This window comes from Maribellus sp. CM-23, from assembly GCF_021354595.1.
In the GTDB taxonomy this organism is placed as follows: domain Bacteria; phylum Bacteroidota; class Bacteroidia; order Bacteroidales; family Prolixibacteraceae; genus Draconibacterium.
The window spans coordinates 327,248-349,548 of sequence record NZ_JADWYJ010000001.1; the positions used below are offsets into that span (position 1 = coordinate 327,248).

The 22,301-nt window shown below is 42.5% G+C and carries 16 protein-coding genes and 1 pseudogene; 4 read left to right on the plus strand and 13 right to left on the minus strand.

The genetic code is table 11. The features are described 5' to 3' along the window. Nucleotides 1-108 precede the first annotated feature (108 nt). Both INQ51_RS01210 and INQ51_RS01215 read left to right on the plus strand, forming a co-directional pair. Nucleotides 109-813 carry a hypothetical protein gene (locus INQ51_RS01210; RefSeq protein WP_233376076.1) on the plus strand — a complete coding sequence of 235 codons (705 nt, stop codon included), beginning with the start codon at nt 109-111 and terminating at the stop codon, nt 811-813. 21 nt (nt 814-834) lie between these two features. Then, nucleotides 835-2,466 (plus strand): hypothetical protein, encoded by a 1,632-nt coding sequence (locus tag INQ51_RS01215; RefSeq protein WP_233376077.1) that lies wholly within the window; start codon nt 835-837, stop codon nt 2,464-2,466. Here the strand turns inward: INQ51_RS01215 and INQ51_RS01220 are convergent, their stop codons facing one another. Further along, nucleotides 2,467-3,075, minus strand: coding sequence for an HAD family hydrolase (locus INQ51_RS01220; RefSeq protein WP_233376078.1), 609 nt, complete (start codon nt 3,073-3,075; stop codon nt 2,467-2,469). Nucleotides 3,076-3,184: 109 nt separating this feature from the next. Between INQ51_RS01220 and INQ51_RS01225 the strand changes: the two genes are divergently transcribed. Both INQ51_RS01225 and INQ51_RS01230 read left to right on the plus strand, forming a co-directional pair. Beyond that, the gene (locus INQ51_RS01225; RefSeq protein WP_233376079.1) at nt 3,185-3,604 is read left to right on the plus strand and encodes a hypothetical protein; all 420 of its coding nucleotides are present in this window, start codon (nt 3,185-3,187) and stop codon (nt 3,602-3,604) included. Nucleotides 3,605-3,638: 34 nt separating this feature from the next. Next, nucleotides 3,639-4,094 (plus strand): YybH family protein, encoded by a 456-nt coding sequence (locus INQ51_RS01230; RefSeq protein WP_233376080.1) that lies wholly within the window; start codon nt 3,639-3,641, stop codon nt 4,092-4,094. A gap of 12 nt (nt 4,095-4,106) precedes the next feature. Here INQ51_RS01230 and INQ51_RS01235 read toward each other — a convergent pair whose 3' ends face one another. The 12 genes and pseudogenes from INQ51_RS01235 to INQ51_RS01285 all read right to left on the minus strand — a co-directional run bounded on the left by INQ51_RS01235 (nt 4,107) and on the right by INQ51_RS01285 (nt 22,295). Next, entirely contained in the window at nt 4,107-4,793 is a 687-nt protein-coding gene (locus tag INQ51_RS01235) for an ABC transporter ATP-binding protein (protein WP_233376081.1), read from the minus strand. 324 nt (nt 4,794-5,117) lie between these two features. Beyond that, nucleotides 5,118-6,083, minus strand: a complete 966-nt coding sequence (locus INQ51_RS01240) for a prolyl oligopeptidase family serine peptidase (protein ID WP_233376082.1) — start codon at nt 6,081-6,083, stop codon at nt 5,118-5,120. A gap of 76 nt (nt 6,084-6,159) precedes the next feature. Continuing rightward, a complete protein-coding gene (locus tag INQ51_RS01245) occupies nt 6,160-8,574 on the minus strand; it encodes an ABC transporter permease (RefSeq protein ID WP_233376083.1) in 2,415 nt (804 codons plus the stop codon). Nucleotides 8,575-8,612: 38 nt separating this feature from the next. Next, nucleotides 8,613-11,003, minus strand: a complete 2,391-nt coding sequence (locus INQ51_RS01250; RefSeq protein WP_233376084.1) for an ABC transporter permease — start codon at nt 11,001-11,003, stop codon at nt 8,613-8,615. 304 nt (nt 11,004-11,307) lie between these two features. Next, nucleotides 11,308-11,715 carry a hypothetical protein gene (locus INQ51_RS01255; protein WP_233376085.1) on the minus strand — a complete coding sequence of 136 codons (408 nt, stop codon included), beginning with the start codon at nt 11,713-11,715 and terminating at the stop codon, nt 11,308-11,310. A gap of 286 nt (nt 11,716-12,001) precedes the next feature. After that, a complete protein-coding gene (locus tag INQ51_RS22690) occupies nt 12,002-13,492 on the minus strand; it encodes an FtsX-like permease family protein (protein ID WP_410796187.1) in 1,491 nt (496 codons plus the stop codon). 156 nt (nt 13,493-13,648) lie between these two features. Beyond that, nucleotides 13,649-14,368, minus strand: a pseudogene (locus INQ51_RS22695) (ABC transporter permease); the annotation flags it as partial. A gap of 290 nt (nt 14,369-14,658) precedes the next feature. Next, complete coding sequence (locus INQ51_RS01265; RefSeq protein WP_233376087.1) at nt 14,659-15,078, minus strand: endonuclease domain-containing protein; 420 nt, start codon at nt 15,076-15,078, stop codon at nt 14,659-14,661. A gap of 78 nt (nt 15,079-15,156) precedes the next feature. Next, a complete protein-coding gene (locus tag INQ51_RS01270) occupies nt 15,157-17,538 on the minus strand; it encodes an ABC transporter permease (protein ID WP_233376088.1) in 2,382 nt (793 codons plus the stop codon). A 201-nt stretch (nt 17,539-17,739) separates the two neighbouring features. Beyond that, complete coding sequence (locus tag INQ51_RS01275; protein ID WP_317207952.1) at nt 17,740-20,157, minus strand: ABC transporter permease; 2,418 nt, start codon at nt 20,155-20,157, stop codon at nt 17,740-17,742. 43 nt (nt 20,158-20,200) lie between these two features. After that, on the minus strand, nt 20,201-21,805 hold the full coding sequence (locus INQ51_RS01280; RefSeq protein ID WP_233376090.1) for a DUF4932 domain-containing protein: 1,605 nt from the start codon (nt 21,803-21,805) through the stop codon (nt 20,201-20,203). 91 nt (nt 21,806-21,896) lie between these two features. Further along, nucleotides 21,897-22,295, minus strand: coding sequence for an endonuclease domain-containing protein (locus INQ51_RS01285; RefSeq protein ID WP_233376091.1), 399 nt, complete (start codon nt 22,293-22,295; stop codon nt 21,897-21,899). Between the last annotated feature and the right edge of the window lie 6 nt (nt 22,296-22,301).

Below are 22,301 nucleotides of genomic sequence, written 5' to 3' on the forward strand. Positions count from 1 at the left end.
TGATTTTCATACTAGATTGAGCAATGCTGTTTTGATTGCTTTTTCATAAGTTTGCATATGAACACCAGATGTTCGTTATTTGTTGGACGCTTTAAAAAATCTTTTTTTATGAAAAATTTTCTGAACCTCTCTGTTTGCGCACTGCTCGTTTTGCTTTTTCATTCGGCAGCCGGACAGGAAGGAACTGTACGTACGTATGAAAAACCAGACACCAGAGGCCTGTACCTGGGAGGACAAGCTTCTACCAACGGATTTGGAGGTACTGCACGTTATGTTTTTAACAACTGGTTTTCGTTGAAAACCGGTTACGAAACGCTTTCGCCTTCTTTTGATGTTGATTTTGAGGAATACGGAATTAACTACGATGCCACGCTGGATTATAAAACCGGAGGTATCCTGATGCTTGCCGATTTCAATTATACCCGAAATCTGTATATCTCTGCCGGAATTATCTTTACTTCCTTTAATCCGGAAGTAAAAGGTTTTGCGGTCAGCGATTACCAGTTTGGAGACATTACCATTCCGGCAGAAGACATTGGTACATTTCAGTTCGAAATTGAGCCGCAGTTAAAAGCTGCTCCCTATGTTGGCGCAGGTTACCAGGCATTTTTAGGCAAAGCCAACCGTGTAGTTTTCAGCTACGAGATGGGCTTTTACTACATGGGAGCTCCCGATTTAACAATCCAGGCTGATGGCTTGCTTTCGCCTACTGCCGATCCGGCACTGGGGCACGAACAATACCTCGAAAGACAATTCGATGCGTATAAAATTTACCCCATCCTGAAATTTAATTTAGCTGTCAAACTTTTTTAACCTGCTAAAATTTACCAGATCATGAAAAATTTCATTCAACATACATTTTTAAAAATTTCGCTTGTAGTAGTTCTTTTCGCGTCGCTTGGCGCCTGTGGCGAAATGTTTGACGATCCATTCAAAGACAAGGAAACCGGCGAAGACATTAATATTCTGATCGTGGATTTTAATTTCTTTACCACCCGCATGTCCTTTAAATTTATGGATGTAACAAACAACCAGCAGATTACCCAAGAGGCAACAGTTACTTTTACCGGGCCAAACGCCAGTGACATTGTAACATTTGCCGGGGAAAAAGAAGCACAACACCTTACATCGCAGGGACAACTTGAACTTACCGTTGATCCGAACGTGGAATTCTCAGCGTCTTCACCGCTCGATTTTACCGTTCATGTGCAGGTAGAAGGCTACGAAGATTTCACCCAGAATATTCAGATCAACAGCGAAGGCAAGAAAACATTCGAACTTGTATTATCTCCCGTTTCCGGTGGCGAAGAAGATGTACTGGACGGAGAAGAAGACGGCGGCTCGATTATTTTTTCGGTGATGCCGACCAAATCAGCCACCTTAGCATCTGAGAAACCTTACCGGGTCAACTATTCTGTTACCAAAGAAGACATGGTGAAATTTACGGATGCAAGTGGTCAGAAAATATTTAATTCGGAGAACGAACTGATGGCTGCCTATGAGCAAAATCCCTCCGGCTTCTTTCAATTGACAGTGGATATAAAAACCGGCTTCCCGACTACCGCAGAGAAGGTCTGGAACGAAGAAACAGCAACGCTTGCCTTGTTTAGCAAACTGGAAACCGGCAACGTAGTTTCATTGGTAATCGACGGGCACACCGTTAAAAACCTGAACGGCGGCGTCATCACTCAGCTTTGTTCTTACACCGGAACACCTGAACCTGAGACTTTTGGCTTTGCTCAATTTCAAAACAACGCCTGGAACATCTCAGCTGAGCCGGTCAACCATACGTCGTTAAACATTTCCTATGTTCTGGCCAAAGCTTCCACTGATGCACTTTGCAGCTCGGGAGCCAGCATAAAATTCGCGTCCAATTCCAAATCCAGTTTCTCAATTGATGCTGATATTTATGATGCCGAGGGAAAACTGATCCGTACGAATAATTTCAAAGGAAACTTCCCGGAGACCTTTGTGCTGGAAAATGTACCGGAAGTAGCTGCCAGGTTGGTTTTCAGAAACAACAACCCTGCTTTCAAAGAAATTGCACCACTGGAAGTTTCGAGCCTTTGCAGCGGAAACTACGAAGTGGACGTGGATGCAGCCGATGGTTATGTGGAGTACGAAGTGGTTTTAAAAGCCATTTGCCCCGATGATCTTTCGGTGGCCGTTGCGCCGACTTACAGCGGTGAAATGCGCATCAAAAACAGCAACGATCCGTGGCAGGGAATTGACATGAAAGGCGGCGTTGCCAACGTTCTCGCCCAACCCGACCAGGAATACGAATTCCGTTTCCTTTGGAAAGATGCCTGGGAGAGTTCAAGTTTTATTACTGAATTTGATGCCAACGGCAACTATCTTAACAACACCGATTCAAGCATATCTTCCATGCTGCTTGAAGATGGACGGGTGAGAATAAAAATCACCCACGAATTTGAACAAAATATTTGCGACGACCTGGGCTGGTAATTACACCAGGCTGAAGTCCATTTCATAAAAGTCATTAACGGAAGTAACCATCATGCCGGCAGTTCGCGCTGCCTGCATGCCTGGTTCGCCGTCCTCAAACACCTGGCAAAACTCAGGGGCAACACCGATTTTTTCGGCACACTTCAGAAATGTTTCAGGATGCGGCTTTGGATGTTGCACATCGTCGGCTGAAACCAGGATATCCACATACTTGTCGATCCCGATAATTTGCATGGTTATTTCTGCCAGCCTGCGATAGCCGCCCGTACCAACCGCCATCGGTAATTTCCCGTGGTATTTTTTCAGCAAAGCCACCACCGGCTCCACCGGTTTCATTTTGTGCATCAGTTTTTCGTATTCAGCTTCTTTCTGATGCCCTACTTTTTCGGGATCCATTTGAACGCCAAAAAAATCGTTGTAATGCGCAATGGTTTCCACTGCCGGAACACCTGCCAGCGACATAAAAAGTTCGGGTTTCAAATCCACTTTGTAATCTTTCAGCACATTCCGAAATGCCAGAAAGTGAATCGGCATATTATCGGCCAAAGTGCCGTCTAGATCAAAAATAAGGGCTTTTGTCCCCGGGTATATTTCGAGTTTCTTTTCCATTTTCACACAGTTTCAAAGTCCCGAAATTAAACTTTTCGCCATCGGTAAGTGATAGTGTTTTAAGATTTCAGAAAATTTTTAAACTTTGTTCCTCTTAACTTAACATTCAATGAACGAAGTATTTTTGTATACATTTCCGCAATGGCTGGTGTTTGCCGCACTGTTTGTAATCATTTACGGATGGGTGGAAGGGAAAAAGGTCTTCCGGCTAACGGGGCACGGAATTTTCATTTTACTGGGCATTTTCGCCCTGGTTGTCTTGCTCGGCGACTACCTGGCAGCCGCGCACTACTTAAGTCCGGAAGAAGTTGCCAGTGAAGAACTGGAAGAAATAGTAACCAACGAAGTCCCGCTGGAAGCAATGTTGCTGCCGGCATACTGGAGTTTTCTGCTGGCAGGAATACTGGCAGTTCCCACGATGATACTTGAATGGAAAAACCGGAAAACGGCCCGCACTTTAACCGTGCTGACAGGCCTGGCTGCCTTACTCGGTTTTTTTATTGTGGTTGGGGCACTGCGTTCGGTTTAAACCAATTCCACAAAAACAATAAAATCCGATGAAGATGAAAAATGTCGCACTGTTTTGTTTTCTGATGGGTATTGCGGGTTTCTTTGGCTGTGAATCGAGCTCTCAGAAAAGTACACCCGAACAATGGAAACAGGAAATTTTGCATACCGAGCGGGATTTTGCAGCCATGGCCGCAAGTGAAGGGATTCCGGCTGCATTTGTTGCCTATGCAGCCGATGATGCTGTTCTCTTGCGAAACAATCGTCTGATAATAGGCAAAGAAAACCTGCAAAACAGCTTTGCCAATTCTCCTGCAAAATCACCCAATGTAACGCTTGCCTGGACTCCCGATTTTGTGGATGTTTCAGCTTCCGGCGATCTGGGCTACACTTACGGAAAATACATTTATACTCTTATCGATTCGGCGGGTGTTGCCAAGCGCGACACAGGTGTTTTTCATACCGTGTGGAAAAAACAGGCAGATGGTACGTGGCGCTTTGTGTGGGACTAAACTGCCAAAAGCTTATTTCCGGTTCACGACCGGGAAATCTTCCTCCACCAGGCCGTCAATTAATTTTACAATGCGGGTTCCGTAATGCGCATTTTCTTCGGAGTGAGTTACCTGGATAATCGTCATTCCCTCTTCGTTGAGTTTCTTCAACAGTTTCATGATCATCTCCCCCTGTTCCGAATGAAGGTTACCCGTTGGCTCGTCGGCAAGCAATAATTTCGGATTCCCGATGATGGCCCGGGCAATGGCCACCAACTGCTGCTGCCCACCGGAAAGTTGACTGGGAAAAAGATCTTTCTTGGCCACAATATTAAAGCGATCGAGTAGATCGGCCACCAGCGCTTTTCGCTCCTTCCCTTTCACTCCGCGGTATACAAGCGGGGTCTCAATGTTTTCATACACGTTCAGCTCGTCAATCAGGTGAAATGCCTGGAAAATAAAACCAATGTGACTGCGGTGGTATTGTACCTTTTGTTTTTCCTTTATGCGGTGTGCAGGCTCGTCCCAGAAATAATACTCTCCGGCACTTGCTTCATCCAGCAAACCGATAATATTCAGCAAAGTAGACTTGCCGGCACCGCTGGGCCCCATTACCGAAACAAATTCGCCTTGTTTTACTTCGAGGTTAACTCCTTTTAGAATGAATGTCCGCTGAAACCGCGAATCGTAATACCTGTCGATGTTTTTAAGATTGATCATACACTTTTCTATTATTTCTGAGCGCACTCCGGAAGAATGAGTTCCGGGCAATTTCCTTCGTGTACCAACTTCAGTGCCTTTCTGCTAAAACAAAGATAATCAGAAGCATTCCGAACAAACAGGAACAATGAATGTAAAAATATTTGACAAAATATGTATAATTTTTTTACAATGCTCTTACTCGTAGCGGAGAGCTTCCACCCGATGTCGAATAGCAGCCCGCCGCCAGCCTTATTGTTTTCGATGTATAAAAGCAGAAAAGAAGAAGCTCGCTATGTTTTACCTAGTAAGCATAATAAAACAGATGCAAAAAATTCACCCTGATTATTTTATTTTTTCTATCTCGATAATTTTATCCTCAAATAACTTAATCCGGTCAATCTTCCCTTCCTCATTTCTGTTAAAATGAAATTCGATTGGTTGATTCTCATCAAGAAAAAATATGGTTTCCGATGCGGGTTTTAACTCATGATTTCTGTTATTTACCCGGGCAATCAGCTTCCCGTTTTCAACCAGAATATTAAATGGGGTTTCTACACCTCCTTCGCGCAACAGGTATTCCCCGGTATATTTCTGGTATATGACTGTATCAATCTCCACCTGCTTGTAACGAAATCTTTTTTGCTGAAGAAGCCAGTCATAAAGAAGTGAATCGTCATAAGCTTTTACCCACGAATCGTGGCCAACGCCAGGATAAACAGTAAACTTCACGGTCTTGTTATAGTTTTTAAGAGCATTCACCATCTTTTCTGACGAACTTAAGGGGACAACAGTATCGTCAGCTCCGTGGAAACACCAAACAGGCATATGTCTTAATTTCCAAATATCTTCTGCATTTCCGCCGCCACAAATCGGCGCGATTGCCGCAAACATTTCAGGATGTTCTATTGCCAGTTTCCAGGTTCCAAAACCGCCCATACTCAAGCCAGTCAGATAAACTCTGTCGGGATCAATCCGTTTGGTGCTTATCATATTTTGCATGAGTTTGTAGAGCATATCCGTATTCCATCCCCGCCGTGCCTGCGGAGAAATAACAATAAAAGGAAATTTATGCCCTTGTTCAATCATCATCGGAGGTCCATGAACTTTTACTTTTTCAAGATCGATTCCCTGTTCCCCCGCGCCATGAAGAAACATCATTAAAGGCCATTGTACCGTAGTATCGTTTTCATAACCTTCCGGCATATAAAGCAGATAATCTATATCAACTACAAATCGTTCGTTGGTCTGTTGACCCTTTGCCAAGTAAGCCAAAAACAGAACCGAAAAAAACAATAACTTTATTCGCATAGCTTCATAGTTTTTAGGATACTAATTTAAGTGATTCTTCTTTCTTAAGCTGTTTTCGGGAAAACAATCCTTTTCCCTATTCATATCTCAGAGCTTCTACCGGATTTCGTGTGGCTGCCCGCCAGCTCTGCCAACTAACCGTTAACAAGGCAATTCCCAAAGCCAGCAAACCGGCCAGAGCAAAAATCCACCAGCTTAGGTTGGTTTTGTAGGCGAAGTTTTCGAGCCATTTGTTTAATATATACCATGCCACGGGTACTGCAACAACAAACGCAATCAACGTCCTTTTTATGAAATTTTGGTTTAGCAGATACAAAATCTGTACAACACGGGCTCCATTCACTTTTCGCACACCAATTTCTTTCGTTCGCTGTTCGGCCACAAAGGCAGCCAAAGCAAGTAACCCAAGACAGGCAATTAATATTGCCAATACGGAAAAGATGGAAACAATCTTTTTCGTTTGTACATCGCCAGCATACAAGCGGCCAAAATCTTCATCAAAAAAAGCATAATCCAAGGGTTGCCCACCAGCATACTTATTCCATGCTTGTTCAACCTCTTTCAAGTTTTGCTGAATATCTCCCGCTATACGAACGCTCAGGTATTCACCGGCAGCCTTTAACGCATCTTCGTTATCAAATAAGACTAATGGTCCCAGTTCCTGATGCAAAGAGTTAAGGTGAAAATCTTTTATAATCCCAATAATCGTAAAAGCCGTTTCTTCTGATTTCCGTATTTTATACAATCTTTTCCCTATCGGGTCTTCTATATTTAACTGTTTCAAAGCCGATTCACTTAATACAATCGACTTTGCATTTGCCTGATTTCCCTTTTCAAAAAAACGACCTTGAAGAAGCTTAATTTCATAGGCTTTTAAAAAAGCTGCATCTACCCACAGTTGACTCAGTCCTTTGGCTTCACTTGGTAATTCATGAAAAAATGTATTACCAGATTTACTTCGTCCAGGAATATGGACAGAATTACTCACTTCCAAAATACCTGGTTGCTCAAGTAGTTCATTCATAAACGAAGGCTTTTGTGTCCAGAGGTAATGGGCATTTTTTATAATTACCAGGTTTTCTTTATTAAAACCCAGCTCCTTGTTTTGAATAAAATTGAGCTGTTTATTGATAAAAAACGTCCCCGAAAAGAGTATAATAGTTACTGTTAACTGAAAAACAACCAAACCATTTCGAAATGTACCATGTGAACCTCCGGGTGACTGAATTCCCGTTATAACTGTTGCGGGATTAAACGAAGCTAAGTAAAAAGCCGGATAACTTCCTGCGATTATACTTATTACAATTCCGAAGACAAACAGTAAAGAAACGGCGCCAAAATTGCCTATATAATTAAATTCAAGTTGTTTATTGACCAAATGATTAAAAGCCGGAAGTAATAATTGTATTAAAACCAAAGCAAGAGCCAGTGCTATTAAAGTAACCATAAGCGATTCAGATAGAAACTGAAAAACCAGCTTATTGCGGTTTGAACCCAAGGATTTTTTTAACCCCACTTCTTTGGCTCGGTTTACCGACCTGGCAGTGGACATGTTCATATAATTAATACAGGCAATTACCAGTATAAAAATGGCTATTATTGAGAAAATAACCAGGTAACTGGTATTTACTGACAGTTCAGGTCCTGCAAAAACGTTTCTATTGAAATGAATATCGGTTAAAGGCTGCGTATAATATTTATATTGATTTCCTTTTTCTGTCATTTCGTCAAGCGATACTCCCCTGTTTTGTTTCATATAAGGCCCAACATATTTCTTTACGATACTTTCCAACTTTGTATCTACATTCTGTCGGAAAGCACCTTCTTTCACGAGTACATAAGTATAAAGTATATTATTATCCCAATCCAAACCATTGTTGTATGGACGGCTTTTAATTGAACCCAACAAATCAGGTTTTAGATGCGAGTTTTCGGGAAAATCTTTAATTACCCCGGTAACTGTCCAGTCATTGTTATATTTTCGGTGAAGTGCTTGTCCTACAGGATTTTCATCTCCGAAATAGCGTCTGGCTGTAGTTTCGGTTAATACCACTGTATTAGGCTCCATCAAGGCAGTGCTTGAATCACCATAAATAAACGATGTTGAAAAGACTTTAAAAAAATTATCGTCGACAAAACACCACTTGGTCTCGTTAAACACCTTTTCTTTGTACTGCATAACAGGCTCCCAATATTGAGATACCCGCACCGCTTCTTCAACTTCCGGTATTTCTTCTTGAATTACATTCCTTAATGGAGCACTTGAATACGGTAAATTCCGGCTTTCCTTGTTAGTGCCAGCGGATAAATTTACCCGGCAAATCCGGTCCGCTTTTTCGTTGTATTTATCGTAGCTAAACTCGCTTTGAACATACAGCATAATCAGGATACATGCCGTAATTCCAATGGCCAACCCAACAATATTAATTACTGAATAAAACTTGTTTCTTATTAAATTTCGGATGATGGTTTTTAGGTAATATTTTATCATAGCCTGTTTTTTAAATTAATATCGTCGCCGTGCCACTTTTACTCATACCGCAATGCTTCCACCGGATTTCGTGTGGCCGCCCGCCAGCTTTGCCAACTAACCGTTAACAGCGCAATTCCCAAAGCCAGCAACCCTGCCAACACAAAAATCCACCAGCTTAGGTTGGTTTTGTAAGCAAAGTTTTCGAGCCATTTATCCATCGCCAGCCAGGCCAGCGGCGTTGCAATTACAAACGCAATGATCACCCACTTTACAAAGCTCCGGTTTAGCATCGAAAGAATCTCACTTACACGGGCGCCATTCACCTTGCGGATACCGATCTCTTTTACGCGTTGCTGTGCTACCAACAGCGAAATTCCCAGCAATCCCATGGAACTTATAAAAATGGAAATGATCGTAAAAATGCTGAGCAACCGGGCCTGCAACAATTCAGTACGGTAAACATTCCGGTAAAGCGCGCCTACATGCTCGTAAGAAAACGGGTAAGCGGGAAACAGGTCTTTCCATACCGACTGAACATCGGCCAAAGCCTCCTCGCGCATACCGGGCCGGTACGAAACCACAAAATTGAGCAACCAAAGCTTATTGCGTTTAAACAGTACTAGCGGCCCCACCTTCTTTTTCATACTCGAAAGGTGAAAGTCTTTTACCACCCCGGTAATTTTTCCGGCAGGCAACTGTATACCCGGACTGGGAGAATTTAGCCGGAAACTTTTGCCAACAATATCGGCAGCAGAAGCAGATTTGAGTAAATGCATAGCCGTTTCGTTGATAATGTATTCGCCCGATCCTTCCACATCCGCATTGTTTCCCGTGAAATTTTGTCCTCCCAGAAATTCGAGCTTAAAAATTTCGGCAAAGGAATAATCGCAGGGAAAAACGCCAATCCTGCTTTGCTCCTGATCGCCGGAAGGTTCCTTCCCTTCCAGTTCATAGCCAAACATATCGTTGGCTTCTCCGCCGGGAGGCTCCATCATGGCCGACACCGATTCGATCGCCGGATGTTTGAGCAGCTCTTCTTTAAACAATTCAAACTCTTCCTGCACACTGGCGTGCACCGATTCAAAACAGATCAGGTTGTCATCCTGTGCTCCCATCGAATTGTTGAGTGCAAAATTGGTTTGCCGCGCGATCACCATCACAGCAACAATCAAAACAATGGCGAAAGTATATTGCGTGATAATAATCCCCCGGCTAACAGAAATGTTGTTTCGTTGGAACAGGTTCCTGTCGGGGCGGTACATTTTTTCGATACTTTGCCGCAACACCGGCTGGAGCCCGGCTAAAACACCAAGAACACTGAAAAGCACCACCACCAGTACGATCAGCATTGAATTGCCGTGAAACAGATTCTTCCCAAAGTTTTTCCAGATCAGCACATTTACAGGAACAGCCAGCAGAAACGCGATGAATACGGAAAACAGCACAATAAAAAGGCTTTCAGCAAAAAAATACTTCAGGTTCATGTGGGGAGTAGATCCCAGCACACGGTTAATCGCCACAAACTTTGCATTAAAACCCGACATCCCGAGGTTCAGGCTGGCGTAATTACTCATCGAAATCAGCAATAAAATAAGAGCAGCAATCGCCATTACGTAAATATTGGTCATATTGCCATTGGCTTCTATTTCGCGCAGTTTATCCGAGTGCAAATGAATGTCGGTAATGTTTTGCAGAAAAGCGGTAGACTTAATTTCGTCTTCCTTTTGCCCACTCACTTTGGCCAAAAAAGCTGCATAACCGGCCGAAATGGGTTCCGGGCTGGCGTTGGGTTTCAGTAGCAAATATGTAAAAGCCCACCAACTGATTTCGCCTTGCGCAGGGGTTGTAATCAGTTCGGGGTGAAAATGGCTGTTTTGTGGGAAATCTTTCATCACACCTTTTACCGTAAAATCGGTTCTATCGGCGTAAAACTGTCCGGCGGGCAACGAAATGGTTTTTCCGACCGGATCGGCCTTTCCAAATATTTTTTCCGCAAACGACCGGGTGATCACCATTGAACCGGGCTCTTCCAATACCGACTTCTTATTGCCCACCAACAGCGTTGCATCAAACACCTCGAAAAAGGTGCTGTCGCAAACAAAGGCCTGGTTAATCGCATAATACTGCTCGTTGTGCATTACCACGCCTCCCCGCATGGGCGCCAGCCGCACATAATTTTCAATGCCCGAAAAGTTATCGGCCAGGTCAGGTATCTGCTCCGAGTTATAAACCTTGGCAAAATGATTGTTGCCAAAATACGTTGTGTTGGTAACTGTAAAACGGTAAATACGGTCGGCCTTCGAATGAAAAGCATCGTAGGTAAGTTCGTTTTTCAGAAAAAGGGCGATGAACAAAATGCCACTTAATCCGAGCGCCAAACCCAGCACTTTTATAAAATTAAGAAACGGCCGCTTTTTAAAATTTCTAAATACAAACTGAAACAGCATACTTTTTTGCTTTTAGTTTTATTCACCCCTAAATTATCAAAAAAGGGCTTTTTGACTTTTCTTACCGGTGTGATATAATTTGTCGGTCTATTTTTTCGGGGAAAAGAAATCAAAAGCGGTGCCTTTCTACCAAAAAACAGGTTACCAGCACATTACAAAACAAGCACGCGATGGAAGTGTCCATTTTTTTGACAAAACGTGTATAATTATTTGTCAAACCATCCTTCTTAAAAACAAAAAGGCAAATCTCTAATGATAAAAGATTTGCCTTTCGAAAAAAGTTCTGTATCAGCGAAGCCTATAATTACTCTGTCTTCTGTTGAATATGAACCCGGTCAAAATAGTCTCCGGCTTCGAGCCCTACAGAGATCTTTCTTACTGCTCCGGTTGTGTTGGCACCTGCTTTTATAAAAAGAGTGGTTGTATCGCGACGTTCCACCACCACATCACCCACTTGTATTGAATAATTGTATCCTTCGAGGTCAATATTTTCGAAACGATAGTAAGTTGAGTCTCCTACAACAATATCTGTAACCCACCACCAGGTTCCTTCGGTTGAAAACGACACGGAATCAGTGCTTGCTTTCATCTCTGCAGAATTTGACGACAACTTAATAATGTCGCCCCATATTCCGATCGGATCATCTTTTTCACACGACGAAAGCACAAAAACAAATGCGGCAATAACTAAAAAGAGTTGATTTTTTTTCATGATAATTTCACTAATATTTTAAAATAGGTAATGTGACCGTTGGTCCAATTTTACAGGTAGATGCAGGATTGTATGAAAGGTTGCGTCTATTTTATGTATTTTATTGTTAACTAACGCTGCCGGTAAAATCTTCCAATATGGAAAGGATTCTTTCGCTTCCCTGTCAATTGACGGATTCGCTCAGAATGACAAATAATTAGGATGCAGCCTGCCACTCCTAAACATAGCAAGGAATCTTTTTGATTCTCCCCTGACAATAGTAACTGTTAACTATTGATCCTTGCATTTACTCATAACGCAAGGCTTCGACCGGATTTCGGGTAGCTGCCCGCCAGCTTTGCCAGCTAACTGTAAACAGGGCAATTCCTATCGCCAGCATACCTGCCAAGGCAAAAATCCACCAGCTTAGGCTGGTTTGATAAGCAAAGTTTTCCAGCCAACGATCCATCACATACCAGGAAACAGGGGTGGCCAGTACAAATGCTACGAATACCCACTTCAGAAAACTCCGGTTCAACATCTCAATAACTTCGGTCGCCCGGGCTCCGTTTACTTTTCGGATGCCGATTTCCTTGGTGCGTTTGGAGATTGTAATCAGCACTATGCCAAACAATCCCATAACAGCCAAAACAATGGCAAGAAATGAAAAGCCGGAGATCAGCTTCGCCTGGTTTTGTTCCCTGCCGTAAAACTGGTTGATCTGGTCGGTTAAATAACGGATGCTGACAACGGATTCGGGCGAAATCTGCCGGATAAGATGTTCTGTTTCCCGGATGATTTCAGCATCGTGTAATCCATTGGTTTTTATCGCCAGCAGACTCATTTTCTCCGGATGCTGTTGCAAAATCACCATTGGCTGAATCAACGAGTGAATCGAATGTGCACTAAAATCCTTTACAATTCCACGTATGGTAAAACCATTGAGCAAATCCCCTGCTTTTAGTTTGTACTGCAAAGCTGCCGATTCGTTAATGATGATATTGTTCCGGTTGTCGGCCTGAAACTCGCCAAAACATTCTCCGTCTATCCATTCCATCCCCAGCAGATCGATCATCCCCTGCCCCATTATCAGTCCGTCAAAACGTATGCTTTCGTCTTCGGTACGCAGGTTCACCGGAAGAAAAGAATCAAAAGGAGGGATGAAAGACGAGCCGGCCGTTTTTATCACATTCGGATTTTTACCCAGCTCATTTTGCAGCACCCGGATTTGTTTCTGCAACTCCGGCGTATTCAACTCGCAAATCAAAATATTCGTTGGATCGATGGCTTTAAAATTGGTCAATCCGTAATTGATCTGCTTTTTAAAGGTAAAGACACTTACTATGAGAATAATGAAAATGGCAAAATGAAAACTTAGAAACGAGTGGCTCAAGCTGTATTTTCCGGGACTGCGTTTCAGCTTTCCCTTTAGTAAAACCACCACCGATGTTCGCGACACAGAATTGCCAATCGATATTCCGGAAATGGTTCCGGTGAGAAAAAGAAGGCCGGCAAGAACCGCCCAGGTTTGCCAAAGACTAAAAACTTCGCTACCCACCGTTTTGCCAAGTGTTGAATTTACAAACGGAATACCCACCATTACCACAATTGCCGCCGGAAGCAGACTTAAAAGAGACACCAGGTTTGATTCGAGCAACACCTGTTTTTGAATGGTTACATTAGAGGCACCCAAGGCTTTTTTAGCGCCCATTTCGGTAAGCCGGTTCAGGATTTTTGCTTTTGTGAGAAATACATAATTGGTAATAGCTATCAGTAAAATGGCAAAGGCAATGGCCATGTAGTATTTTAGTTCGTTTGCGTTTCCTGTCCGGCTGTAAAAATTTCCCGATAAGCCAGCAGAACCCAGATAAATATCGGCAACGGGCTGAAGCCGGTACGTTTTGTCTTTGTATTTTTCGGCATCCAGCGATACCATGTGGTTCTTGATTTTTGCACCAAGCATTTCAGGATCGGCATTGGGTTGTATAAAAAGATACGTGTAAAAAGAGCGATTGTCCCAGTTACGGTAGTCGTTTTGATTGGAACGATAGTCGCCGAACATACGTTGCGAAAGGCCAAAAACCTCTTCTGAAAGATCGATGTTTCCCACAAATTCAGGCCGAAGCGTAGAATTACCGGGAAAATTGTTGTAAACGCCACAAACAGTCAGCGTCCGAAATTCATCCTTCAGTTTCACCAACAGCGTTGATCCGACTGCATTTTTTGACCCAAAATATTTTTCGGCCATATCTTCCGAAAGGGCAATCTCGGTATTCGATACTGCGGGAACTCCGTATCTGAACCGGATCCCCATCCGCGAATACAAGTTGCCGTCAGCAAATGCAAAAAAGTCCTCTGCGATGATCCGGTTATCCGCTGTTTTTATCTGAACATCGCTTGTTTGGTAAAACCTGAAAAAATCGGCGATCTCAGGTATATTGTTTTTAAGCGCGGGAGCCATGGGATAAGGCAGCCGCGGGTCTGTTTCATCAATCAGGCGATAAGCTGAATGATGGTTGGGAATAAACTTGTCGAATGAATATTCATGAATAAACAATACTCCTAAAATCATTATGCATCCCAATCCAATTCCCAGCCCCAGAATACTAATTCCGGATTCTGTTTTGTTTTTCTGAAGGTTTCGAAAAGCAAGTTTTAGATCTATTAAGTTCATAGAAGGTATACTTTTATTTTTCAACTAAAATCTTAGTTCAAAAATAATGCCCTTTTATTACTTTACATAAAATCAGACTGATAAAAAGATTCTTTCCTTCTTTTTGTAAAAATTATGGACAGGAACTGTATAAATTTTTGTCGTTCTATTTTTTGTACTGAATTTCCGGAAAAACACGGAGAGTCTCCATTCACGAGCAGTCGGGATCTTCGCTCTCTCCTATTCATATCGGAGAGCTTCCACCGGATTTCGCGTAGCAGTCCGCCAGCTTTGCCAGCAGTTTTTCACCCCTAAATCCCCTTAAGGGGACTTGTTCGTATCTCCGATTGGCGCATCAAACATTTCTGTTTTATTATTTCTATTACGTTGTATAAATTTTCCTCAATTTCTTCATTCGTAAACCGAATAACTTCAATTCCCCAATAATTCAATTCTCCAGTTCTTCCTATGTCGTATTCGTTTTGCTCTTCTGATTTATGGATTCCGCCATCAACTTCAATTACCAATTTTACAGGATGACAATAAAAATCTGCGATAAATATGTCAATTGGATGCTGTGGACGAAAACGTAATCCCAACACTTTTTTCCCTTTTAAACGTTCCCATAGCAACATTTCTGCTTTCGTCATATTTTCCCGTAGAAACTTTGCTTTTTCGAAAATATGAGCTTTGGCACCATAAAACATTGATACTTTGTCGTCTATTGTCATTTTAAATCATTTTTATACCATATTCCATATCAACCACCTAACTAAAGCCCCTTTTAGGGGTTTGGGGTAAATTAAAAACTATTCATATCGCAACGCTTCCACCGGATTTCGCGTAGCAGTCCGCCAGCTTTGCCAGCTAACGGTTAACAAGGCAATCCCTAAAGCCAATAATCCGGCGAGCGCAAAAATCCACCAGCTTAGTTCGGTTTTGTATGCAAAATTTTCAAGCCACTTACTCATGGCGTACCAGGCAACGGGTGTAGCAATTATAAACGAAACAACGACCCACCGTACAAAATCGCGGTTGAGTAAGGCCATTATCTCAGAAACTTTTGCTCCGTTTACTTTTCGGATGCCGATTTCCTTGGTCCGTTGTTGGGAAATAAACAGCGCCAGCGCGCTGATTCCGATAATACAGATCAGTATTCCGATCAGGGAGAAAGCAAACAGAATACGACTTAAAATGGTTTCTGATTTATACTGCTGTGCTATTCTCTCATCGATAAAAAAGTAATCCAGTTCCTGTTTGGGGTAATACTCGTTCCATACCCTTTTTATAGCTTCCATACCAGCATGCAGGTTGTTAATCCGCACATGGGTAAAACGCGCCCGGTTTCCCCCCTCATCGAGCCAGAAAGCAAAATCGCCAATACTTTCGCGCGCCGAACTGTAATTAAAATCTTCGGCAACACCAATAAACGTAATACGTTCCTCCCCGGGTTGCAAAGGTTCTGAATCACCATACGTTTCCAAGGCCTCCATGCTGCCATGACGTTCCATTAGCCGCTTGTACAAATGATTGTTGATCACCATTCCCCGCACAGTATCGGCACCGGGCTTCATCCAGTTATGTATCAGTTTAATTTTCATGGTTTTGAGGTAATCGTAGTTGGCAAAAACAAATTCAGCCGTTCCTTCAAGTCCCAAACCGTCTAACGGTAATCCTTGCGCCGGATATCCCAAATGCTGTGCAGTCATTCCAACCGACTCCACCGAAGTTTCTTTTTCCAGTTCCCGCGCAAAAACTACAGGGTCTTTCGAAAGATCTTTTAAATGTAGTACAACCACATTTTCTTTATCGAAACCCAGCGGCCTGTCCAGAACAAAACGAATTTGTTTATTCACCAGGAAAGTACCGGATATCAGCACAATAACGATAACAACCTGCCCGATCAACAGCGATTTCAGCATAAAACTTCCGGAGAAATTATTTTGCCCGGCAAGAATACTGACGGCCGAATTTCGCGCCAGCAAGAACACCGAAACAAAAAAGGCTGTTAATGTCAGGCAGATCGCCAGAACTCCAACAATGGTCAAGTAAACCACCGGTTCAGTAAAATAAACAGCAAAATCGATATCGAATAAGCGATTTATCAACGGCTGCAAAATTTCAATGGTCACCAACGAAAGTGCAATAGCCAACAAACAAACCATAAACACCTCGGCCAAAACCTGTGACAGAAGCTGACGTTTATTGGCTCCAACTGACTTTTTTAAGCCCAGCTCTTTTGAGCGTTTAATGAGTTTGGCGATGGAAAGATTGATAAAGTTCAACAAAGAAATGGTCAGAATAACAAATGAAATGAGGATGAACAATCCGATATTTATCTTGCTTGAACTTTCGCGCAGTTCAAAACGGTAATCCGATTTCAGATGAATATCATCGAGTGGCAATAATGAGAAATGATAATCCTGCGGGCCGCGTACCTTTTTCAAACTGCTGTTATCAAAAAAAGCGGCCACTTTATCGGCTACCAACTTCGGATCTGCCCCCTTTTTAAGTTTGAAATAGTTATAAGTCCACTGTATTTTCATATTGGTCAGCGCGGTATAACGTTCTTGCAACGCACCTTTTTGTGAAAGCAGCAATTCGTACCTGAAATGAGTTTTCGGATGTGTATTTTTCACCACTCCCCTGATCTCGTAATCTCCCAGATCCCGCGCATACTGAAGCGCTTCAATTTTGATGGATTGTCCGATCGGATTTAAATTGCCATAGTATCTCTTCGCAAAATCTTCGGAAACAAAAACTGTGTTTGGTTTTAAAATCTCCGACAAATCTCCCACAAGCATCCGGACATCGAACATTTCAAAAAACGCCTCATCAACCGACATTATATTCTTTTGCGAAATGGCAGTCTCCCCTATTTTAATGGTTCCTTCATCGCAATGCGAAAACTGCGTGGCCAGCTCTACTTCCGGTATTTCGGCCGAAGCTGTGTGCACGATGCCCAAACTACGCGCCCACTCTGCATTATCGCGCCCGCCGGGAACAGAATTCACGCGGTAAATACTTTTGTGATCTGTAAAATGTTTATCAAAACTTTTTTCGTTTGAAACATGAATAAACAAGATCAGAAACGAAGTAATACCAATCACCAGCCCTAAAATTGTGATTGCGGTGAAAAGAGGTTCTTTCACCATTTTACGAAGCATCATTTTCAGGTTATAGCCGATCATAATTTTCAGGTTTTAATAGTTTATTCTAAAAAATGGTCTAAAGTTCCTTTGTGACAACCAACTTTCCACTGGTTTTAACCCCTAAATTCCTTAAAAGGGCTTTGAGTTCGTTTCTTTTAATCAGCATCAGCTCCGAGTTGTAGCACCAGTATCTTTTGCGGTTCTCCCTTTAGGGAGTCAGAAGGTACCAAAGCGGGCAATTTACTCATACCTCAACGCTTCCACCGGATTCCTTGTAGCAGCCCGCCAGCTTTGCCAGAATACCGTTGTCATAGCAATTCCAATGGTTAATAAGCCTCCGGTTATATAAACCCAAAGACTGATCGCAGTGTGGAAGGCATAATTTTGCAGCCAGTTATTCATAACGTAATACGATAAGGGAGTTGCTGCAAGCAGCGCAACAAGTATCAGAATAACAATCTCTTTGGAAAAGAGGTAAACAATGTGGGCTGTTTGAGCTCCCAAAACTTTTCTAACACCAACTTCTTTCATTTTTTGTGTCGCGGTATATGCAGCCAGTGCCCACAAGCCAAGAACGGAAATAAAAAAAGCGAGCGCAGTAAAAATACTGACAATAAGGCCAAAACGTTTATCAGCTTTGTACTGACTATCATAAAAATTATTGAGGAAGAAATAGTTAAAACCGGCATCCGGGAAATAGGCATTCCAGCGATTTTTTACAAGGTCTAGTACCTGCTCCGGATTTTTACCTGCCGTCCTGATCGCTATAAAGCGGGGCGGTATCCAACTGATTCTTCCGTTTGGCAAAAACATAATCGGCGTATAATTATTTTCCAGGCCACGCTGATGCCAGTTTTTTACCACACCAATTATTGTCGAACTCTCCTGCTCTCCTTCCAAAACAACCTTTTTCCCGATCGCATCTTCCGGCGTTTTAATATTCAAAGATTGTAACGCCGCCTCGTTTACCAAAATACTTTGTTGCTCGTTTCCAAATCCTTTTTTGAACGATCTCCCGGACAGCAACTGCAGGTTGAAGGTTTCGACGAAATAATCATCCACCGGAAGCATTTCGTACAAACGGTGTTTTGTTTGCCCGTCTCCTTCCAAACGGTTGGAAGCAAAAAAAGCCACTTCCATTCCGGGAACCGAACCTGACAATGTCACCGATGCAATACCCGGATCTTCTCTCAGATTCTCGGCATACATGATCACTTTTTCATTCAAGTCAGTGCGACTCACAGGATAATTCATTACAATGGTCCGATCGATCTTCACCCCCAAATCCTGACTTTGCATAAACCTCACCTGTTGATAAACAATAAAAGTTCCGCAAATAAGAAACAGAGCGGAGGCAAACTGAAACACGACCAACGTTTGCCGCGTGGCACCGGCTTTCCTTGATTTTGTATAATTTCCTTTTAATATGAGCGCCGGCTTCACACGGGTCATCACAAAAGCGGGGTAAAAACCCGACAGAATAACTCCGAGCAACAAAACCGCCAGGGCTGATATCCAGAAAACCGGATGCTGTAGCAAAACCAAATCGATATTGTTTCCGGTGAGTCGGTTAAAAACAGGCTTCAAGAATAAAACCAGCAAAACAGCTACTACCATCGCAAGCGAATTGACCATCCACGACTCGGCCATGTATTGCCTAATCAGCTGTATTTTAAATGCACCTGCCACTTTTCGAACCCCCACATCTTTTGCACGTTCCATTGACCGGACCGTTGCCAGGTTTATGTAGTTAATCCACGCTGTCAGCAGAATTACAATGGCAATAACAATCAGGGTAATCAGCGACCGCCGGTTCCCTTTAATTTCTTTTTCGTATTGTTTTTGGGGATTCAGGTGGATTTGACCCAGCGGAACCAGCGAAATGGCCCACTTTTTCGATTGGAGTGCATCTCCGGTCTTATATTTCTCTGCCATCTCAGGAAACCCGTCTTCAATCGTTTTGGGAGAAATTCCCGGTTGTAACAGCAAATAAGTATAAGCCTCATGGAGATACCAGAATTCCCTCATCCAATTGGGCAGCGTGCTGTAGGAGATCAGGTAATTAAACCGAATATGCGAATTCTTGGGAAAATCTTCCAGAACGCCGGTTACTTCACAATCGTAAAAAGTAGTTCCGGTAGCAAAGGTCAGCAGCTTACCAACGGGGTTCTCGTCTTTAAAAAAACGTTTTGCTGCGTTTTCGGTTATCACCACTGTGTTGGGCCGCACCAACTGGTCTGAGGGTGTTCCCTCTTTCAGTTTAAAATCGAAAATACTAAAAAACGATTCGCCCGCGTAGGCAATGCCGTCTTCCCTGCTTCGTTCATTTTTGTAAGAAACGGTTTGTTCTTTATTCTGAAGACCAATCCGAACAAAATTTTCCACTCCGGCCATGTTATCGCTAATAGCACTGCCATAGCCAAACGAACTGGTTCCCCAGTCATCGGTTAAAACATTGTCTTCGTAAAACTTACTCTCAACACGGTAAATCCGATCGTGCAAATGATGCATTTTATCAAAGCTATATTCAAAACTCACATAATTGATAATGAGCATTGCTGCTGCGATCCCGATTGCCAAACCAGCAATATTAATCAGAGAAAAAAGTTTATTTTTTTGATGGCCCCTCCATGCCATTTTCAGATAATGCCTGAACATATTCGATGTTGCTTTATTGTTTTTTATCGTTAGTGGTTTTCTTTTAATTAGCTGGAAACTCCCACATTTCTTTATTTTTCACATACGAACCCACCTGGAGAAGTTTGCTTATGTCTTCAAAAACCAGGTAATCTGCTTTTTCCTGGATCATTACTCCTGCTAGGCTCCGGTTGTGAGTTGCGGTATTGATCAACATTCCGCGACGGCTGTTTTGCGGATTTGGAACGCAGGTAATCAAACGCAAATTTTCGCCCACAAACTTTTGATCAGTAAAGATGGTGTCGGCCTCAATTTGAAAGGGGAACAAATTACTATGCGTTTTCAGATACAAGTTACTCTCCATTGTTCCGTAAGCCATGACCCATTTATTGGAAAGATCTGTTTTTAAAGCCGTTGTATCAGGATACAGAACGGCGAGTTCGCCTTTCATTTGGCATATCCTTGATGTGTAGTCAAAAACACTTTGCAAACCAGACGCATCTGTTCCGTTGGTAGGGTAAATGATTGCAATATCCCGCTTGCCCAACACCTCCTGAACAGGCCCGGCAAACACAGGGTTGATCAGGTCTTCGTTGTTTGAACGGGAAAGCGAGTCAAAAACAGCTATCAGCTTCGGATAAAATTGAGTGAACGTAATATTCTTCGTATCCCTCTCCTGCTCAAACTGTTTTAATTTCTTCAGGATCGGTTCGATGTAAACAAAACGACGCGATTTTTCCATTCCCAAAAGATCTTCAGCAGCTGTTTTCTCCCCAATCGAATAAAGCATCCGGATATGAACAGCCCTTACAATGTGTTCGTTGATACAGGTAATCCATCGTCCGTAACTTATTGCGGTCATTTCTTTTTCAATCGGGGCAAACAAAGCTAAAGTTGCCTCAACCACCGGCTGGTAATTGTCGGTTAGCGGATTGATAAAGGAATGACTGAACTCGTGGTACAGGTAATTCGACAAACCGTCTTTGCTGTAATACGGAACTCCCTCTTTTATTTTATCAGCACTCAAACATCCGTAGATATCCATGTTGTTTTGCTGATCAGTTACCCGCATTCCGTAACCTCCGTACAACAAGGGCGATAAAACAACCGCATAGCTTTTTTTCGATTCGTTGTAATAGGCATTTATTGTGGTAACAGGATCATAGCCCTCAAGATCATTGACTGTGGATTCCACCATTTTCTCATAATAAGACAAATGATTATTCCAAAACTCAGCGAAATGACTTTCGGATGCAAACTGTTTTAATGCCAGACGATATTTCTCCAGGTTTTCGTCGCTGCCTGCCCGTTCAACTGTTCGGGGAGTAAAAGGATGTGTTTGTTCTAATTCAGGCACTTCGGATAATCGCAAAATCAAATCGAGCGGGGCATCCTGTACAAAACCGTGTTCTTTCATCAAATACCTGGTAAGGCGAACAGCTTCTGCTACTGACTCCTTTTCAAAAAACTGCATTACTTCGTTGCTGTATTCAAACTCCCGGTTCAAATACGGGTAACCCGCAATGTTTTGTACAACGCACAACAATTCCATACGAGGGTCTACCTCAATTTTTGTCTTTCCAACGTTTTTGAGAACCGGCTTAAATTGCTGAGCTGCACCCGGAAATCCCCAGCAAATAAATACCAAAATTAAGATCAGTTGTTTCATCGGTTTTATCTTTTCAAAATCAGGATTAAACTAATTAATATATCCTACTTCTGCATCGACGAGAGGTCGGAATTGCCAGCCCTTTCAACCCCTAAATCCCCCAAGGGGGACTTTTAAGCCGTTGCCTTATTATTGATCCTATTTTATTTATGACATTTTCTATATCATTCTCAATCTCTTCATTCCTGAATCGAATGACCTGGATATCAAACCGCTCCATTTCAGCTGTTCTTCCTTCATCGTATTCCTTTTGTGCCTTATGAATCTTTCCATCAAGTTCAATTACTAATCTTACTGTATGACAATAAAAATCAGAAATGAAAATATCTATTGGATGTTGTCGTCTGAACCTTAAATTCAATATTTGTTTATTCTTTAATCTTTCCCATAAGATTTTTTCGGCATCCGTCATACTTTTTCGTAAGGCTTTTGCCTTTTCTAAAATATCCGGTTTTGCTCCGAAATACATTGTCTTGTCTAATTCATTCATAACCAT

Coding starts and splice junctions, on each gene's coding strand:
- INQ51_RS01250 (WP_233376084.1), bottom strand. CDS start 11,003: ATGCTGTTTCAGTTTGTATTTAGAAATTTTAAAAAGCGGCCGTTTCTT.
- INQ51_RS01280 (WP_233376090.1), bottom strand. CDS start 21,805: ATGAAACAACTGATCTTAATTTTGGTATTTATTTGCTGGGGATTTCCG.
- INQ51_RS01230 (WP_233376080.1), top strand. CDS start 3,639: ATGAAAAATGTCGCACTGTTTTGTTTTCTGATGGGTATTGCGGGTTTC.
- INQ51_RS01245 (WP_233376083.1), bottom strand. CDS start 8,574: ATGATAAAATATTACCTAAAAACCATCATCCGAAATTTAATAAGAAAC.
- INQ51_RS01285 (WP_233376091.1), bottom strand. CDS start 22,295: ATGAATGAATTAGACAAGACAATGTATTTCGGAGCAAAACCGGATATT.
- INQ51_RS01270 (WP_233376088.1), bottom strand. CDS start 17,538: ATGATCGGCTATAACCTGAAAATGATGCTTCGTAAAATGGTGAAAGAA.
- INQ51_RS01255 (WP_233376085.1), bottom strand. CDS start 11,715: ATGAAAAAAAATCAACTCTTTTTAGTTATTGCCGCATTTGTTTTTGTG.
- INQ51_RS01210 (WP_233376076.1), top strand. CDS start 109: ATGAAAAATTTTCTGAACCTCTCTGTTTGCGCACTGCTCGTTTTGCTT.
- INQ51_RS01265 (WP_233376087.1), bottom strand. CDS start 15,078: ATGACAATAGACGACAAAGTATCAATGTTTTATGGTGCCAAAGCTCAT.
- INQ51_RS01240 (WP_233376082.1), bottom strand. CDS start 6,083: ATGCGAATAAAGTTATTGTTTTTTTCGGTTCTGTTTTTGGCTTACTTG.
- INQ51_RS01215 (WP_233376077.1), top strand. CDS start 835: ATGAAAAATTTCATTCAACATACATTTTTAAAAATTTCGCTTGTAGTA.
- INQ51_RS01275 (WP_317207952.1), bottom strand. CDS start 20,157: ATGTTCAGGCATTATCTGAAAATGGCATGGAGGGGCCATCAAAAAAAT.
- INQ51_RS22690 (WP_410796187.1), bottom strand. CDS start 13,492: ATGGCCATTGCCTTTGCCATTTTACTGATAGCTATTACCAATTATGTA.
- INQ51_RS01225 (WP_233376079.1), top strand. CDS start 3,185: ATGAACGAAGTATTTTTGTATACATTTCCGCAATGGCTGGTGTTTGCC.
- INQ51_RS01220 (WP_233376078.1), bottom strand. CDS start 3,075: ATGGAAAAGAAACTCGAAATATACCCGGGGACAAAAGCCCTTATTTTT.
- INQ51_RS01235 (WP_233376081.1), bottom strand. CDS start 4,793: ATGATCAATCTTAAAAACATCGACAGGTATTACGATTCGCGGTTTCAG.